The organism is Wolbachia endosymbiont of Drosophila mauritiana, assembly GCF_004795975.1.
Taxonomy (GTDB): Bacteria; Pseudomonadota; Alphaproteobacteria; order Rickettsiales; family Anaplasmataceae; genus Wolbachia.
In genome coordinates, this window is sequence record NZ_CP034335.1 from 541,418 (window position 1) to 560,293 (window position 18,876).

12 protein-coding genes and 1 pseudogene are annotated in these 18,876 nt (G+C 34.2%); 7 read left to right on the plus strand and 6 right to left on the minus strand.

Annotated features, from left to right (window positions below):
* Positions 1–154 precede the first annotated feature (154 nt).
* Positions 155–1,984, plus strand: coding sequence for a translational GTPase TypA (typA, locus tag EJB00_RS02800; protein ID WP_135352958.1), 1,830 nt, complete (start codon positions 155–157; stop codon positions 1,982–1,984).
* Between the two features lie 333 nt (positions 1,985–2,317).
* Positions 2,318–3,553, plus strand: coding sequence for a CCA tRNA nucleotidyltransferase (locus EJB00_RS02805; protein ID WP_041581561.1), 1,236 nt, complete (start codon positions 2,318–2,320; stop codon positions 3,551–3,553).
* Here EJB00_RS02805 and EJB00_RS06375 read toward each other — a convergent pair whose 3' ends face one another.
* The 4 genes and pseudogenes from EJB00_RS06375 to EJB00_RS02820 form a co-directional block, all read right to left on the minus strand.
* On the minus strand, positions 3,554–4,912 hold the full coding sequence (locus EJB00_RS06375; protein ID WP_015588482.1) for a coiled-coil domain-containing protein: 1,359 nt from the start codon (positions 4,910–4,912) through the stop codon (positions 3,554–3,556). It abuts the gene before it with no gap.
* 104 nt (positions 4,913–5,016) lie between these two features.
* Positions 5,017–5,802 carry a coiled-coil domain-containing protein gene (locus tag EJB00_RS06380; protein ID WP_225416332.1) on the minus strand — a complete coding sequence of 262 codons (786 nt, stop codon included), beginning with the start codon at positions 5,800–5,802 and terminating at the stop codon, positions 5,017–5,019.
* 145 nt (positions 5,803–5,947) lie between these two features.
* Positions 5,948–6,482: pseudogene (locus tag EJB00_RS02815) on the minus strand (HK97 family phage prohead protease).
* 746 nt (positions 6,483–7,228) lie between these two features.
* Positions 7,229–7,588, minus strand: a complete 360-nt coding sequence (locus EJB00_RS02820) for a hypothetical protein (RefSeq protein ID WP_015588485.1) — start codon at positions 7,586–7,588, stop codon at positions 7,229–7,231.
* Positions 7,589–7,739: 151 nt separating this feature from the next.
* Here EJB00_RS02820 and gap point away from each other — a divergent pair, with 151 nt between their 5' ends.
* Positions 7,740–8,711 carry a type I glyceraldehyde-3-phosphate dehydrogenase gene (gap, locus tag EJB00_RS02825; protein WP_135352957.1) on the plus strand — a complete coding sequence of 324 codons (972 nt, stop codon included), beginning with the start codon at positions 7,740–7,742 and terminating at the stop codon, positions 8,709–8,711.
* A 3-nt stretch (positions 8,712–8,714) separates the two neighbouring features.
* Positions 8,715–9,470 carry a twin-arginine translocase subunit TatC gene (tatC, locus tag EJB00_RS02830; RefSeq protein ID WP_015588487.1) on the plus strand — a complete coding sequence of 252 codons (756 nt, stop codon included), beginning with the start codon at positions 8,715–8,717 and terminating at the stop codon, positions 9,468–9,470.
* Positions 9,471–9,790: 320 nt separating this feature from the next.
* On the opposite strand, the gene EJB00_RS02835 is transcribed toward tatC, so the two are convergent.
* Positions 9,791–11,455 (minus strand): ankyrin repeat domain-containing protein, encoded by a 1,665-nt coding sequence (locus EJB00_RS02835; protein WP_225416308.1) that lies wholly within the window; start codon positions 11,453–11,455, stop codon positions 9,791–9,793.
* 113 nt (positions 11,456–11,568) lie between these two features.
* Here EJB00_RS02835 and mutS point away from each other — a divergent pair, with 113 nt between their 5' ends.
* Entirely contained in the window at positions 11,569–14,079 is a 2,511-nt protein-coding gene (mutS, locus tag EJB00_RS02840) for a DNA mismatch repair protein MutS (protein ID WP_015588488.1), read from the plus strand.
* A gap of 198 nt (positions 14,080–14,277) precedes the next feature.
* Here the strand turns inward: mutS and EJB00_RS02845 are convergent, their stop codons facing one another.
* Positions 14,278–15,642 carry an ankyrin repeat domain-containing protein gene (locus EJB00_RS02845; RefSeq protein WP_015588489.1) on the minus strand — a complete coding sequence of 455 codons (1,365 nt, stop codon included), beginning with the start codon at positions 15,640–15,642 and terminating at the stop codon, positions 14,278–14,280.
* A gap of 133 nt (positions 15,643–15,775) precedes the next feature.
* Here EJB00_RS02845 and aspS point away from each other — a divergent pair, with 133 nt between their 5' ends.
* Positions 15,776–17,578: an aspartate--tRNA ligase gene (gene aspS, locus EJB00_RS02850; RefSeq protein ID WP_135352956.1), complete on the plus strand. Its 1,803-nt coding sequence runs from the start codon at positions 15,776–15,778 to the stop codon at positions 17,576–17,578.
* Between the two features lie 35 nt (positions 17,579–17,613).
* Positions 17,614–18,876, plus strand: coding sequence for an MFS transporter (locus EJB00_RS02855; RefSeq protein WP_135352955.1), 1,263 nt, complete (start codon positions 17,614–17,616; stop codon positions 18,874–18,876).

Here is an 18,876-nt window from a genome sequence, read left to right on the forward strand (position 1 = left end):
TTGGTGTTAGTTGCTACAAAGTACGGCGAACATGAAACCTTTTTGTTAGAGTTCCATGATCTGCCTAAAATACTCTGAAAGCACGGCTTTAGTTATTTACTCTAAATATATTATACGTATACTTGTTATTAAATTAAATTTGAAATGATAAGAAATGAGTGAATTTAAATCGATCCGCAATATTGCAATAATTGCACACGTTGACCACGGAAAAACTACTTTACTTGATAACATGTTAAAACAAAGTGGCACGTTTCGTGAGAATCAAGAAGTTCAAGAACGAGTGATGGATAGTGGTGATCAAGAACGTGAACGTGGGATTACAATACTTGCAAAATGTACGTCAATAATGTGGGGTGATGAGAAAATCAATATCATTGATACACCAGGACATGCGGATTTTGGTGGAGAAGTGGAAAGGGTGCTCTGCATGGCAGATGGTGTATTACTACTGGTTGATGCTGCAGAAGGTCCAATGCCACAGACTAAGTTTGTGTTGTCAAAAGCACTAAAGGCAAATTTAAAACCGATTGTGATAATCAATAAGGTTGATCGACCAGACAGCAGAATTGATGAAGTACTAAATGAAATATATGAGTTATTTTTTAACCTTGATGCAACCAACGAGCAACTAGATTTTCCAGTACTCTATGCTTCAGGTAGAAATGGTTGGTGTGCTAAGGAGCTATCTGATGAGAGAAAAGATTTAAGCCCATTATTTTCAACGGTGATAGATTACATAAAACCTTCCGTTTATGATCAAAATGCACCTTTTGCTATGCTAGTTACTTTACTTGAATCTGATAAATTTCTTGGCAGAATATTGACAGGAAAGATTTACCAAGGAATCGCGCAAGTTAACTCAGATCTTAAGGTAATTGATCTTGATGGTCAAGTGGTTGAGCGAGGGAGATTAACTAAGTTACTCTCATTTTCTGGTTTAAAACGTATTCCGGTAGAGCAAACTGTAGCAGGTGACATAATTGCCATTGCAGGACTTGAGAAAGCTTCAGTTTCAGACACTATAGCAGCACCAGAAGTTACAACTGCGATCAGCTCAACTCCAGTTGACCCGCCAACGATGGCGATTACTATAAGCGTTAATGACTCACCTTTTGCTGGGCAAGAGGGAACAAAACTTACCTCAACTGTTATAAAAGATCGTTTATATGCAGAAGCAGAAACAAACGTTGCAATTACTGTAACTTTGGCTCCAAGTGGTGAAGCATTTGAAGTAGGTGGACGTGGTGAGTTGCAGCTTGGGGTACTGATTGAAAATATGAGAAGGGAAGGTTTTGAACTTTCAGTTTCACGGCCTCGAGTGCTGTTTAAAGAAGAGGATGGCAAAAAACTTGAACCTATAGAAGAAGTAGTAATTGATGTGGATGATGAATATAGTGGGATTATCATGGAGAAACTTAGCTTTCGAAAAGGTGAAGTAACTGACATGAGACCTTCTGGTAGTGGTAGAACTAGGTTGACATTTTTAGTGCCATCAAGGGGATTAATTGGCTATCAAGGAGAATTTTTAACTGATTCTCGCGGCACTGGTATAATCAACCGTTTATTTCACAGTTATGCTCCACATAAAGGTTCAATTTCCGGAAGGCGTAATGGGGTTTTAATTTCAACAGACAAAGGCGAAGCAGTAGCGTATGCAATTTTCAATCTGCAAGATAGGGGAATTATGTTTGTTAAGCCACAAGATAAGGTATATTGTGGTATGATTGTCGGTCAGCATAGTCGTGACAATGATTTAGAAATAAATGTACTTAAAGGTAAGCAATTAACAAACGTAAGAGCTTCAGGTAGCGATGAAGCTATAAAGCTTACTCCACCAAAAATAATGACACTGGAGGATATGATAGCATATATAGACGATGATGAATTGGTAGAAGTAACTCCAAAATCTATACGTTTGCGTAAGAAGTTCCTCGATCCAAATGAACGTAAACGTGCAGGAAGGGCGAAGAATAAAGAGTAATCAACGTTCCTGATAAAAAGCTGGATGCCAGTGTCAGCTACTCGGATAACACCATCATAAAGGGAACCAGTGTCAGTTACTTGAGCAGGTACTGGGATGATAAGAGAAGGCTACAAAGGTGTCATACAAGTAGCTGACACTGGCATCCAGCTTTTTTATAATCATCGAAAACATTGTATTTTAACATTACTTTTATACTTATAAGTTTCTAGGCACTGGATTTGTTGTAGACTTACTCTATCACTTTACCCTCTTATTTTACCACTCTCCTGCCTATATATTTTTATATGAGGCTTTTTGCGAAAATTTTGCATTTTGTGTAATATGATATATATGAAAATTGATCACGAAGTTAGTATAATTATTGAGGCAATAGAGAAATTTGGTGGTGAGGCAAGGGTTGTTGGTGGATGTGTTAGAGATTCAATTTTGCAGCGTGAAATTCACGACATTGATCTTGCTACTAATCTGCTGCCTAATCAAACAATTAAAGCGCTCAAGCTTTGCAATATAAAGAGTATTCCAACTGGTCTGAAACATGGAACTATCACTGCAATTTTACACAATAGGTCCTTTGAGATTACAACGCTAAGGCATGATGTAAAGTGTGACGGTAGACATGCGAAGGTAGAGTTTACTAATGATTGGCAAGCTGATGCTTCAAGGCGCGATTTTACATTTAATGCTCTTTATGCAGACAAGCATGGCCATATATACGACTACTTTGGTGGAATTGAAGATTTAAAAGCACGAAAGTTAAACTTTATAGGTAACGCTGAAGATAGGATTAAGGAAGACTATCTACGTATTTTAAGAGCGTTTCGTTTTCACGCTAAAATATGCATAGGAGATTTAAGTGATGAAATATTGGATGTGTGCAAAAAGCATTCACACATGATTCAAAACCTCTCTGGAGAGAGAATAAGAGAAGAAATATTTAAGTTGTTGGAATGCAATGATCCTGCTCCAACACTTAAGAGCATGCAAAAATCTGATGTTTTACAAGAAATTATTCCAAAAGAAGTAAAATGCGAAATTTTATCTTCACCACTTCTTATCAACACTAAACCTCCTACAGAACCCTCAGCGTATGTCCATACGCCTTTCCTAGATCCCAGTTTGGATCCAATCGATGCACTAACAAAATTAGCGTTGCTTATTAGGACTGCTGCAGATAGAGCGAGTCTTGGGGAAGAAGTGAGCAAGTTTTTACGTCTTTCAAATAAGCAAAAGAAAAAAATATTATTTTTATTATCAAACAATATCAAAACAGAGCTTTCAGAAAAAGAGCAAAAGAAGTACATATCTTTATTTGGCAAGGAATTATATTGCGACTTGATAAGGATTTGTGGTATTGAGTCTGGAATAAATGTTGATGAGTATATTTCATTTGCTAAGATGTTTAACATTCCAAAATTTCCTTTATCTGGTGATGATTTAATAACTATAGGTCATCAACCAGGAAAAAATTTAGGTAGAAACTTAGAATTACTACGACAACACTGGGAAGACAGCTCCTACACTTTAACAAAGGAGGAGCTAATACTTTATGCTAAGAGCCTACTCTAGTTATCTAGCTAATCCCTGAATGTTTGATGAAGTAGTGTGACGCATGGAAGAGTTAGGTGTGTATTCTTTTTTAGCTTTATCTGTTAATTGATACTCATTTACTCTTCCTTGAGTCTTATTACACATTCTCTGATCTGGGGATAAAAATTTATCTCTTATACTTGATGCCAGTTGTTGAACCTTATCTGAAAAATATTTCATTTCAGCTTCCGTTAACTTCTGCACAACAAATTTTTTGACTGAATCATTATTGCTAACATTTTTCTGAGCCAAAAATTCTGTGAAAGAATTTATTATCGCTTTACTATCTTCTTCATTTAAATGCAACTTTTTTGCGCACTTCTCAACAAAAATTACCTGTTTGAGATCATGTTTTTTAACAAAATCTTTAGCAAATTCTTCAACAACTTTGTTAAATTTAGTTTCTATGATCTCCCTTGCCAAGTTTTTCAAATTAGTTTCTAAAAGTTCGAGTAACTTATCACTTTCAAATTTATGATCATTTTGATATACCAGAGATTTTATAGTTTTCTTAAGCACGTCATGGCAAAAGTGTTCTCCTTGAAATTCAGGAAAACCTTTTTTCAACTCCTTATTTTGATCAGATAAAAATTTATCGAGACTCTCATTCACAAAAGGATTTTTGGAAAGCTTCAAAAACTTTGAAGCGATTGATTTTGCAGTAGATACTGTACTAACTGTATCTACCTCTTTAGTTTTTACTTGTGCTTTAGTTTTTTCATCAATCCCTTCTAATTTTGTATCAACATTATTTGACTTTTCTTTTAACTTTTGTTGTTCTTGATTATTTAACAGTTGTTGTTGCATTATTCTTAATTGTTCTTCCATGTTTTCTTTTTCTCCCTGTAGTTTCTTAATATCAGCTTTCGATTGATCTTCTACTTGCTTCTGTTTCTCTTGTAATTGCTCAATCTGTTTCTCTTTCTTTGCAAGTTCTTTTTTTAACATTTCTATCAGATTCAAATGAGTTTGCCTTAAGCTATCATCTATTCCCGCTGATTCCCACTCTTTACTTTCTTCTAATGCCTGTACTTGTTCCTTCAATTCTTTAACTTCACCTTCTAATTCTTTTTTCTCTGTTTCAGTAGCATTTAGTTTACTACTTGAATCTTTTAATTCATCTTTTTCTTTCTCTAATTGTTGTTTAAGATTCTCTACTTCAGTATTTTTTTTCTTAGCTTGTTCTTTCAATTCTTTAACTTCATCTTCTAAGTCTTTTTTGTTTTTTTCAGCAGCATTTAGTTTGCTAATTGAATCTTTTAATTGATTTGTTAGATCAGTAATTTTTTGCTCTAATTGTTGCTGAACACTTTCCAAATTTTTTTCTAAATTTAGCATTTTTTCCTCAGCTTGTGTGAATTCTGCTTGTTTCTCCTCAAGTTGACTTTTTAATTCCCTTATTTTAGTATCAGATTCTTTTTTTAACTGACTAGCTTTACTTTCTAAATCTGTGTTTGCGCTCTTAGGCTTTCATTATCTTCCTTCACAGTTTCATTTATGTCTTTATTTTTATCAGTAAGTGAAGTAATTAATGTGTCTTGTTCTTTTATTCTTTTATCTTGATTAGATATGGTTCGCTGTTGTGCGTTATTTTCATCGTCCATTTCCTTTTTCTCTTGTTCTAATACTTTATTTAATTTCATTAAACTACCTATTTTTACGTCTTTTTCTTCTATCTCTACTAATCCCTTTTCTTTTTCATTCGCAAATTTTGTGCTGAGGTTAATTAGTTCTTTATTCAAATCTAATATCTTCTCAGACTTCTCCTTCAGCTGTGCTAAAAATTCTTCTCCTTTTTTTTCTGCAACTTCTGCTAATTCTCTATAACTCTTTTTAAGTTCTGCAAGTTTAGACTTTAACTCTTCATTTTCTAATTCTAAGTCTTCAATCTGCTGTGCTTGTGCTGCAAAAAATTTAGCAAATATTTCTTTTTCCTCTCCTAATAATTTTACTTGTTCTTTAAGTTCAGTAATTTCTTTCTCTTTTTTAGTTAATTCCTGATTTAAATTTGACTGATTTTCCTCCTTCTTACTACCTTCTTTCAACTTTTCTTTTAATCTCTCATTTTCATCCTTCAATTCCTTTTCTCTGTTAGAATTTAAAAGATCATCAGTCTGAACCCCATTATCTGCAATAATTTTATTGTAATATAGGATATTCTCTGCCCATTTATTCCATCTCCCTGGCAACATTCGTCCAATTGTTTTTAGATATAGCCAAGCAAGCACAGTGGATAAGCTGTATTTTTTTCCTTATTGTTAGCATTCAGCATAAAATTACCTAATTTTCAAAGTATTGAAGTTATATATATTAATATAATTATTAAATAAATAATAATATAAATGTTAAATTGTGTGAAAATTTTTATAGATTTTAAGTAGAAATACACGTGTTCGTAAGCACAGAATTTGCTTTTTCTATTGCTCTTGCTAACATTTCTTGTTCATTGTGCTGATTTTTCACGTTGATTACCTGAGCTGCCAAATTTGCAGGGAAAGTGACCAAACTAACTTCCCATAGCTCCACTTGTTTTAACACTCGAGCTCCGCTTTCATGATCAACATCATACTCTATTGGTATATAGCCAATCGAAAGCCCGTTAATAGTTCCAGTTTTGAGCATTAAATATGCTTCCTCTGCTTTTTGAATACCCAAAAGCAAATGTGCAGTTATATATAGGCCAATATCATTTTGGCAAATATCTGTAATATTACCTATAGGCTCACTTGGGTTGTGCTGCCAAAGAAGTTTTATCTGACTTTTATTTAAGTTGTTCTTAAATGCTCCTGGTAAATATCAAATCATTTTGCTTATCAACTATATTAAAAATGCTCGCATAGCCAGAAAATACTCCGTTTTCTTCTATACTTTTTATTGATAATGGTGAATAGAGAAATTTCTTATTCATAAGTCCTCCTTGTAAATTGTGATATTGGGATTGCCAGCGCTATGAGCCAGCTTAAAATGTTGTATAGATTGTTTTCCTATATCTCAGGATTAGTATAAGATACTATAGTATAATTCTATTATATGCAGTGCTTTGAAAATAGGGAAGTATTTTTTTAGCTATAAAATTTGTCGTTTTATATACAGAAGGGTAGGGGAGTTATCTCTGCGTATCTGTTCAGCAGAGTGGCAAAATTAAGGTAGACGAGAAAAGAAAACCATAGGAACAAATGGTCAGTGCGTGACACTGGCATCCAGTTCTTTTGCACAAAAACATTGTAAAGTGTTTACCAACTTAGTTGGATTCCAGTGTCAGCTACCCGGATGACAAGAAAAGAAGCACTGGCTTCATTCGGGTTTAAATTTCTTTCCAACTCTTCTGATGTTTTCTCCCCAGCATCTTGGGATTTTGTTGATGAACTTTTCTAATTCTTGTACGTCCATCAACACCTCACTATTAAAGCTTAAGTACAAATCATACAGCACTATAATTGTTTAGTCAAGGTAAATACTAGTATATTAAGTAAATATTTACTATATTAATATGATTGCTTAAATTCACAACTAATTGCTTGGGGGAATAAAAAGATTGTGTTTTGTAGTTGATTTGCGTAGCGGAAGGTGTTACCCCAGTTTTACAACACCCGGGGTAACGATAAAGAAGGAAGTAGGGAAAGTTATTTATAATAGTTTGAAACTATTACAAGTTTATATGCTCTGTCCTTGAATATTTGTTTGTTCAATAGTAGTACTTTCCAAATTTTGTAAAGATTCAAATTCTTCTTGCATATCCAGTATGTCTTCTATTACTTGCTGATCTTCATCTCTTTCTTCTAATTGAAATGCTGCTGCCTCTTGAGGTGCTTCTAGCAGTTTTTTTAATATTTCTGTGCGCAGTTTCTCTGTTATTGATTTCCACTGTAGCATTACTAGCATTTCATTTTGCAGCACTGACATTTTCTGTAATGTTTTCACTTCTTCTGACAGTCCTTTATTTTCTTTTTGCAATGCTTCTATTTTTCTTTGCTGATACTGATTATCTGAATTTGTCATTGGTAATCCATGCATAACCTACTCCAAGTTAAAATTTAGACATTATTAATTAAGTGATACAGTTTCTTTAGTCAATCAATATATTATAACATTAGGATTAACAACTAAAAGAATAGAATGAAATATTAGGCAATATTTCCTATAATTAAACTTTTAAGATGGAAAAATGACAATTCGTGTAGGAATTAATGGTCTTGGTAGAATAGGCAGAAGTGTATTGCGTGCTATTTTTGAAGTAGAAAACTATAGCGAGCAAATAGAAGTTGTGGCGGTAAATGGGTCGCTCAGTGCTGAGCAGCATGCACATTTGATTAAATATGACTCTGTTCATGGTAAATTCAGTGGTGATATTGATTTTAACGAGTCTGAAAATTGGCTATCTATAAATGGCAGGAAATTTTCTTTATATAGAGAACGTAGCCCTGAAAATATTCCTTGGAATGTTGATGTAGTGCTTGAATGCACTGGTGCATTCAACAAGCGTGCGGAAGCAGCAAAGCATAATGCAGAGAGAGTAATTGTCTCTGCTCCAGTTTTAGATGCTGATGTAACTGTAGTGTACGGCGTAAATAACGATATGCTAAAAAAGGAGCATAAAGTGATCTCAGCAGGTTCTTGTACTACAAACTGTCTGGCTCCGATTGTACACGTTTTACACTCCAATTTAGTCATAAAAAGCGGTTTTATGACCACTATACATGCCTATACGAATGATCAAAATATTCTTGATGGCAACCATAGAGACTTACGCAGGGCAAGAGCTTGTGGCCTTTCTATGGTGCCAACTACAACCGGAGCGGCAAAAACAATTGGTTCTGTTATTCCTGAGTTAAAGGGTAAGCTAGATGGTACTGCTATTAGAGTCCCGGTTAGCAACGTTTCTATGGTTGATTTTAAATTTTTAGCTGATAAGAGAGCAATAACTAAGGAAATAAACGAAATATTTAAGAATTCAGCAAATCATGTGTTTTCCGTATGTAACGAGCCTTTAGTTTCAATAGACTTTGTCCATAATCCTTATAGTGCAATTGTGGATTTAGCTGGTACATATGTCACAGGTGATATCTGTAGAGTTGCAGCATGGTATGACAATGAATGGGCTTTTTCATTGAGAATGTTAGACATAGCGTTATTGTAAAGTATGAACGAAAACTCACAAAAATATGCTTCATTTTATGAGCACTTTGCGGAACTTAGAAAAAGGGTTATTTTTTGCTTTCTATTTTTTTGTGTTACCTTCGGGTTTTGTTACTACTTTAAAGAAAATATATACCGCTTTTTACTTGCACCTTTAATAGAAGTTACAAAAGATAGCAATGATTTTTCTCTAATCTATACAGACTTAACAGAAGCGTTTTTTGTATATCTCAGGGTTGCAATAATGAGTGCACTGTTGTTTTCTTTTCCTGTGTTTGCATGGCAATTCTACATATTTCTAGCACCTGGCTTATATAAGAGAGAAAGGGCAGTGTTATTGCCATACTTAATTGCAACACCGGTTTTGTTTGTAACGGGAGCCGCTGTAGTTTACTACTACATATTTCCCTTAGCCTGGAAATTTTTTATTGCTTTTGAACATAGCGGTAAATCTTTCGGTATACCGATAGAGTTTATGCCTTCAGTTAGTGAATATTTAGACCTTGTTCTTCAATTCATGTTCGCGTTTGGTACTGCATTTCAAATTCCAGTCATACTAACCTTAATGGTGAGAGTAGGGCTAATCACTGCACAAAGTTTGTCAAATAAACGGAGAATTGCGATAGTGGTAATTTTCATTATTGCTGCAATCTTAACTCCCCCTGATGTACTAAGCCAAGTAGGGCTTGCAATTCCAATGTTGGTATTATATGAGCTCTCTATCCTAATATGTAGATATATTGAGAAGAAAGCAAAGTAGATGAATACTTGAGCTTCTCTTCTTTCTTGTTTAAGTGTTTGTGATACTTAATTAAATTATTGATTTTATTATTTAAATATATCATAATTAAAGTAATTTTGAATAGGAGAATTTGATATGCTAAGTTATGAAGAGTTAAACAAAACACAACAAGGATTATATGATAAGTTAAGGGATGAAATAAAAAAAGGAAAAGATGGTAATATTACTCCTATTCTTGAAGAAATTAAAACAGAAGGGGTATTAAAAGAAGTTCTTACTACTGCGAATATAAAGATCGATCTTTCAAATGGTGAAAATCATACTCTAACACCTCTTGCCTATGCTATAGGTTTTAGTAACCAGGAAGTTATTAAAACTATTCTAGATATAATTAAAGATAAAGGGATATTAGAAGAAGTACTTACTACTGTAAAATTATACTTACTCTCATAATTATTTTTATATATATCTCCCTCACAAGTAAGATTGAACCTTACCCTAGATTTTATAGCTTCATTTACAACCTGTTCTAGCTGATTTATATCTTGAGCTTCATTTAATGAATCTAAATATTTCAATGGATTTTGGTCATCTAGCGTGAAATCACTCCATAAATTTATACATTCGTCTTTTCCATTAAGGTCAATTTGTGTTTTTTTACGAAAAATTCCATCAATAACATCATCAGTTAAAAAGTACTCTTTAATATTAAGGTTGGGATTATTAACTGTAAATTCTATTGGGGTTTTACCTTTTTTATCCTTTATATCAAGATTAGCTCCTTTCCTTAGAAGCAATTTGATAATTGTATCACAATGACCAGAACGAGTAGCATAATGCAAAGGCGTTCTTCCTGTGTCGTCCTTTTCATTAGGATCAGCACCTGAATTCAACAGTAAATCTATGCATTCTTCTGAATTGCTACATTCCATACTTGATAGAATATGCAGTATTGTCAGTTTAGATTCTCCTCTTTTAAGGTTGAGAATGGTTTTTAGATCTTGATTACTTTTATGATCTAGTAAAAATTTTTTAATTTTTTCAACATCCTTCTTATAATCCTTATAAGTAATATGTGGAAAGTCTTTAAAAGTACTTAAGAATTTTTTATTCAACTCCTTCTGACTCTCTGTTAAGTTGGACATGTCAACAAGCCACGTAGATATCAGCTTGCCAAATGCACTTCTTTCGACAACATCCGTTAAGGAGCAGTCATTGCGAAGTAGCAACGAGTATTTAATCAATTCATATTCATCATCTTCTTGTTGCTGTGTTTCTTCTGCTTTCTTAGAGTGCTTAAAATCATTTTTTATTAATTCAATCAAGAGTTTTAATGTGTTAAAACTCTTATGTCCCAATAAAGGATCTGCTTTGTTTTCAAGTAGAATTTTTGCTACTTCTGAATAGCCATTTCTAATAGCCCAGGATAATGGAGTACGCCCGTATTTATCCGCTATGTCAACATCAGCTTCCTTTTGTATGATAGCTTTTACTATTTCCACTTGGCAATTTTCAGCAGAAATAGCATGATGTAATACAGTACTCTCAGCCAGATCTACTGCATCAACATTAGCCCCCTTGTTTAATAGGAGTTCTACTATCTCTTTATTTTCATTGTGAGCAGCACAATGCAAAGGAGTACACCCATTTTGATCTGCTACATTAACATTAACCCCGTTTTCTATGAGAACTTTTATTACCTCTGTATAACAAAAGAGAACAGCAGCATGTAAAGGAGTTCTCTTAACTTTATTTACTGCATCAACATTAGCCCCTTTTTTTATTAAAAGCTCTGCTATCTTTACAAGATCATTTCTAGCAGCTATATGTAACAATGTACTTTGATCATCGAATGTATAATTTATGTTAAATCCATTATCTTGCCACTTTTTATACGTGTCTGGATCTTCTTTTTCCAATTCCTCTTTTACCCTTTCGATTATATTGTTCTCATTTAAGTCACTTATTGTCCTTAATATTTTTAACAATCGTTCATATTCCATAATTCTACCTCAAACTATTTGTTTTTGTACTATAGCTAAAAAAAATTATTGATCCATAATAAAATAACCAACACCAGAGTAAGCGGTTTGCTGCTAACATATTTAAAAATGTTATGAACTTAATAAGAGAAAAAAATACCCCTGTAATGGAGCAATATTTAAATTTGAAAGCTCAATACAAGGATCATCTGCTATTTTATAGGCTAGGAGATTTTTATGAGTTGTTTTTCGATGATGCTATTAAAGCTGCGAAATTGCTGAATATAGTGCTAACCAAGAGGGGCAATTCAAATGGGCAAGAAATACCAATGTGTGGAGTGCCAGCGCACAGTAGTGAATCTTACCTGCATAAGCTAATAGATTTAGGATTCAAAGTGGCAATCTGTGACCAATTAGAAACTGCTGATGAAGCAAAAAAGAGGGGCTATAAATCCATAGTAAAACGTGATGTAGTACGAGTTGTAACTCCAGGTACAATTATAGAAGATTCGCTACTGGAGGATAAAAGCAATAATTATCTCGCGTCCATAGTTGAGCAAAATGACAAATATGCTATTAGTTGGCTTGAATTATCAACGGGAAAATTTTTTCACACTTTAACGAATTTGAAAGCTCTAGATAGCGATTTATTGCGTATATCACCAAGAGAATTATTAATTTCTGAAAAATTCATTGAGGACGAAAAAATTAGATCGATTTTAAAAAATTATAAAATATCAATTACACAACACGCACAGAGTTTTTTTGAGTATAGTAAATCTCACAGAACGTTATGCGAGTTTTATAAAATCAGGGAACTTGGTAGTATAGGAAATTTCAGCAAAGTAGAAATCATGGCGTGCGGTGCACTGCTTGAATATGTCAGAGTAACACAAAGGGGCTCCATTCCAAGGCTTGAATTCCCAAAAACCTATAAGCAACAAAATTTCATGCTTATTGATGCTTCAGCAAGGAGAAATCTTGAGTTGTTTACAACTCAATTTGGTGAAAAGAAAGGTTCACTAATTTCAGTTATTGATCACACAGTTACAGCCTCTGGTGGACGCCTGCTCAAACAAATGCTCGCTTCACCACTTGCTTGCTCCAAGGCAATCAATTTGAGGCTCAGCACCGCTCAATTTTTTGTAAATAATCATGAGCCACGCAGAAAAATACGAGAGATATTATCTAACATTCCGGATATTGAGAGGTCTTTATCGCGCTTAATACTAGGACGTGGTTCACCAAAGGATATGAACCTATTAAAAATAGGCCTAGGAAAAACTTTAGAGTTATCTGAGTTTCTGTCTACCTTGCATAATTATTGTTTAAGTGAAAAACCAGCAATTAACTCTCAGATATCATTCCAGTGCTTAACCAGAGAAAAGGAACCAGTGTTTACTACTCAGGTGATAAGTAGTGACGAGAGTGAACTAAGCACAATACATAAAAGTCTTGGTAATCATAAAGATCTATTCGAGCTTCTAAACAGCGCTATACTTGATAACAACCTCAGTTCTGTAAAAGAAGGAGGATTTATCAATCCAAAATATGATCAAGAATTATCCGAATTATATTATATATTGAACAACAGTAACAAGTTGGTAACTAAGCTCCGTGAGTCTTATCGCGACCTAACTGGCATTGCTGCACTCAAAATATTATACAACAATATACTTGGTTATTACGTTGAAGTGTCGGCAAATCACAAAATAACTTCGGATATATTTATTCATAGGCAAAGCTTAGCAAATAGCATGCGCTATACTACTAATGAATTGAAAGAACTAGAAAATAAAATTCTTACGGCACGTGATGCTGCAATCGGCTTAGAAGTGAAAATTTTTAGTGAACTATATAGTAAAGTCGCTAAAGAATCTGAAAAAATTGCTCTTGCTGCAAATGCTTTGGCAAAACTTGATATTAGAGCCACGTTTGCGGAGCTCGCAGTGCAAAATAATTACGTAAAACCCATTATCGATGACAGTAAAGAGTTCAATATCTGTAGTGGAAGACATCCAGTGGTTGAAGTTAACGATAAATTCATTTCAAATAGCATCAATTTAGCTGGTATACATCTAATTACTGGGCCTAATATGGCGGGAAAAAGCACTTTTTTGAGGCAAAACGCTCTCATTGCAGTTTTAGCTCACATGGGGTCATTTGTGCCAGCAGAGAGTGCACATATAGGAGTGATTGACAAGATATTTAGCAGGGTTGGTGCAACAGATAATATAACAGCTGGTTATTCTACCTTCATGGTAGAGATGATCGAAACAGCAACGATAGTAAATCAGGCAACAGATCGTTCCTTGGTGATACTTGATGAAATTGGTAGGGGCACAGGAGTGTATGATGGATTATCTATTGCACAGGCAGTGATTGAACATATTCACAATGTAAATAAGTGCCGCGCCATTTTTGCAACTCATTATCATGAATTAACTAAAGTAGGTGAATACTTAGAAAATGTGAAATGTTTTTGTATGAAAATAAAAGAATGGAACGGAGAGGTTATCTTTCTACATGAAGTAATTGAAGGCATTGCAGATGAGTCATATGGAATATATGTAGCAAAACTTGCTGGTTTTCCTGACTCTGTTTTAAATAGAGCAAGTGAAGTGTTTGAGGAGCTAAAGGCTTGAGGAAAGTAATATTATATTACTACACAATTATGGAGTTTTAGCAATCTATGACGCTTTAATTTTAGTCAGCTTTCTGAGCAGCTAAATTAACGTAGCATTGATCTATTGCCACATTGGTCAAGATTCCAAAGGCTTGAGGAAAGTAATATTATATTACTACACAATTATGGAGTTTTAGCAATCTATGACGCTTTAATTTTAGTCAGCTTTCTGAGCAGCTAAATTAACGTAGCATTGATCTATTGCCACATTGGTCAAGATTCCAATTCCACCACCTACAACTGCACCTACAGCTCCTAATGCCAATTGAGTGCCAACCCCAATAGAGGAACCCATTATTAATGGAGCAAGAAAGTATATCGCTAAAGCACAGGTTATTGCAGCTACACTTATAACAGCCAGCTTTCTCGGACAAAAATTTTCTGGTGCCTCAGCACTAGATATGAATGATGATTTTACTAGATTTTTTCTACTTTCATGATCTAAAAAGCCATTTATTGTTCTCATTATAGGACGGGTAGAGCCATCACCAGTCAAGTCAATTCTATCTTCCACTATATCATGAAGTTCTTTAACTTGAGCTTTATATTCGTCCCAGTAGACTGATAACTCTTCTTGATTATTAAGAAGATCTAGTTTATTTGACCGTGAGTTATGTTCCAAAATATATCGAATTGCAGCTTTCCCTATATCTATATGCCCTACAGTAACAGCATAATTTAAAACATCTTCTGCTTTTTTCTTTCCAGCATTAAGATCAACACCAGCTTTTATTAATAATTCTACTATCTCTGGAGTGTCAAAAAATATAGCAGTATCTAGAGGAGTTTTTTCATTACAATCTTTGATATTTGAGTTTGCTTTTTTTTCTATTAAATAACTTATAAATTCTAAAGCTCTATTAGCTTTTTCAGGATTTAGGTCTTTATTATTTCTGTATACTCTAATTGCAAAGTGCAACGCAGTTTGACCCTTCAGTGCATTAGCATCTATGCCTGGTCTCCAATAGCCATCCTGTTCTTGATTTACTATGTTTACATCTGCACCGTTTTCTATTAAAGCCTTAGCTCCTTTTAAATTGCCTCGTGCAATTTGCAGATGAAGTAAGCAACGACCACACTTATCGGTTGCATTAGGATTTGCACCTTGTTCAATCAAATACCTTGCAATTTTATCATTAAATTTGTGATCATAAGTTGCAGATTCTAGTGGCTTAGAATCTTGCTGTAACTCATTTTTAGCTATTGATTTATTCATCTGACAGATTGATTTGACTAACTCTAAATCTTTTTTCATAACTGCCTTTCCGACTGCAGTGATGAATTTTACACCTTGCTCTATTAGATATTTAGCCATTTTACTATCAACAGCATAACCTAATAAATTTGTACCATTTTGGGAATTAATCTCAGCAACAACATCTTTAATAATAGAGCTATTTTTCTCAAAAATTGATTTTACTTTTTCTAAGTCATTCTCCTTAACAGCTCTAAGAAGCTTTTTTAATACAGAATCTTTCTTCTTATTTTCAGCTAGAATTTTCTGTAGTTCTTCAGGATTCATAAATACACCTCAACACACACAATCAAAGAAATTATATCCAAATTGGAATTGTTTGTAAAGGATCTTTAGATATTATCTTGCCCAAAGGTTAATTTATTTTATAATCTTTCTGTATTCTAGAAATTTCAATTAAATGAACTGCTATAAAACTCACGCGTGTAATGAATTAAGGAAGAATGATGTAGAAAAGGAAGTTACTCTCTCTGGGTGGCTGTACCGTAAACGTGACCATGGTAACCTAATCTTTGTTGATTTAAGAGATTTTTATGGAATTACTCAACTGGTATTCAATAATGACAAAGACTTTTTTGATGAAATTTCAAATTTAAAATCAGAAAGTGTGATTACTGTCACAGGAATAGTCAAAGCTAGAACTGAAGATACGGTAAATAGCTCTATTTCCACAGGAGAAATTGAAGTTATAGTTAGTAATTTACAAGTTGAATCGCAAGTTGAGTTCCACTGTGATGAAGAAATAGCAAAAGAAGAAAGGAGTATATTGGCAAGCATTGCCGGTGAGCAAGAATACCCAGAAAATATGAGATTTAAATATCGTTTTCTTGACTTAAGGCGAGAAAAAGTCCGCAATAACATTATTCTTCGCTCACAAATCATCGCAGAACTCAGGAAGCTCATGATAGAGCAAGGATTTTTGGAAATTCAAACTCCAATACTTACTGCCTCTTCTCCTGAAGGTGCACGTGACTACTTAGTGCCAAGCAGACTAAATCCTAGTAAATTCTATGCATTACCACAAGCTCCGCAGATTTTTAAGCAGTTGCTTATGGTTTCGGGGTTTGATAAATATTTTCAAATTGCACCTTGTTTTCGTGATGAAGACGCAAGGGCTGACCGTTCTCCTGGGGAGTTTTATCAGCTAGACCTTGAAATGTCTTTTGTAACTCAAGAGGATATATTTCAGGTTATTGAGTCTACTTTATATAAAGTGTTTGCCAAATTTTCTCGAAAATCAGTTGATGAAGATTTTCTGCACATTACATACAAAGACGCAATGCTCAAATACGGTTCTGATAAACCAGATCTGCGCAATCCACTATTGATTAGTGATGTAACAGAAATTTTCCGTGATTCAGAGTTCAATATTTTCAAAAGCAATATCGAGCGTGGTATGGTAGTGAGAGCCATTCCTGCTCCTAAAACAGCAGAAGAACCTCGTAGCTTTTTTGATAAAAAAATAGAACATGCACAAAAAGAATTAGGTGCTAAAGGTCTTGGGTATATAACATTTGATAAGGACGGCATTGCAAAAGGACCAATTGCTAAATTCCTTGATGACAATAGGTTAAATTCCATAAAAGAAATAACAAATATAGAACCTGGAGATAGTGTATTTTTTGCTTCTGATAAGGAAAATGAAGCAGCAATAATTGCAGGGAAAGTGCGTACTCTTTTGGGATCAGAACTGGGTCTTATAGATGACAATATCTTCAAATTCTGCTGGGTCATCGATTTTCCATATTTTGCATATGATGATAAAAGCAAAAAAATAGATTTCTTTCATAACCCATTTTCCATGCCACATGGTGGCTTGAAAGATTTAGAAGAAAAAGATCCGCTGGACATCCTTGCTTACCAATATGATCTTGTTTGCAATGGAATAGAGCTGTCAAGTGGGGCGATTCGTAATAACAAGTTGGATATTATGTATAAGGCTTTTGCCATTGCAGGTTATAGCAAAGAAGAAGTTGATACAAAATTCGGCGCGCTTGTTCGTGCATTCAGATTCGGTGTTCCTCCTCATGGTGGAATAGCACCGGGGGTTGATAGAATGGTTATGCTACTTGCCGATGAACCAAACATTCGTGAAGTAATCTGTTTTCCTATGAATCAGCAAGGAGAAGATGTTCTAATGGGTGCTCCTTCTAAAGTGGACAATAAACATTTACGTGAGTTGTCTTTAAATGTTATTGAATAAAAATTTTTATAGCGGAGTGTGGTAAGCTGGAAGTCATGAACGATATTCAAAAAGCAATACTATCAAGCATAATCTGCAATATGATTATATGGTATGAAGTAACTCTGTTTGGAGTTTTAACTCATATAATAAGCAACGTTTTTTTTCCTTCAGAAAATGATTATTTGAGCACAATCAAATTTCTTGGCAGTTTTGCAATTGGCTTTGGATTTAGACCACTTGGTGCGTTTATTTTTGGTTACATTGGAGATAAGCACGGTAGGAGGAAAATTTTGCTGATTTCCGTAATATTGGCTTCGATATCGTCTACTGCAATTGCGGTTATACCAAGCTTTAGAGAAATAGGAATATTTTCTCCTATACTGCTTCTGTTTTGTAGGATAGTACAAGGAATGGCAGCAGGTGGAGAAACAAGTGTTAACTCTGCTTTTTTAATAGAGCATTCAAGCGATAAAAAAAATCTAGGATTCTTAGGGAGCATGAAAGCGTTTAGTGGTGCTCTCGGTTCTATCACATGCTTTGTAATGATAGCTATTTGCAAAAAGTTTACAGGTGAAAATTATGAAATTTGGGGCTGGAGGTTGCTCTTCTATTTCTGCTTTGTTATGGGTATGATAGGTTTTTTAATAAGATACATAATGGAAGAGAGTTTAGCGTATAAAACTCATGACAAAAATAAAAGCTTATCTAGTTCTCCATTTTTTGAACTAATCAAAACCTACAAAAAAGCATTTATATTAGCAATTGGACTTGGTATTGCTCAAAATGCAATCGTTTATTCGGTAATTATGTTTTATAACATATCTGTCAAAGAACTTACCTTCTCAGGCATTGATATTAAAAATCTAGTAAGGATCATGGTTGAAATCACATTTGGAACGTCTGCAGTGCTGTTTGCAATACTTTCTGATAAAATTGGAAGAAAAAATGTGATAATTCCTACATTAGTAACTTTAGCTTGTGTTAGCTTGCCGGTACTTTCGCTATTATCATATGATAATCACTATATTATAACATTCACTTTTCTGTTGATGAGCATACCGATAGGTGCATCTTTTGGAATATATAATTCTCTTGCCTGCGAATTATTTCCAACAAAAGTTAGATGCACTGGCTTCAGCCTAGCACATAATATATCTGCAGGTATTTTTGGTGGCCTTTCTCCATCGATATGCATGTGGCTTATAGAAAAAACTGAAACAAAACTTGCAGCAGGTGTTTATCTTACCACCTGCGCATTAATTAGCCTAATATCTGTGCTTCAAATCAAAGCCAAAGACAGAAAAGTTGATTGGTGA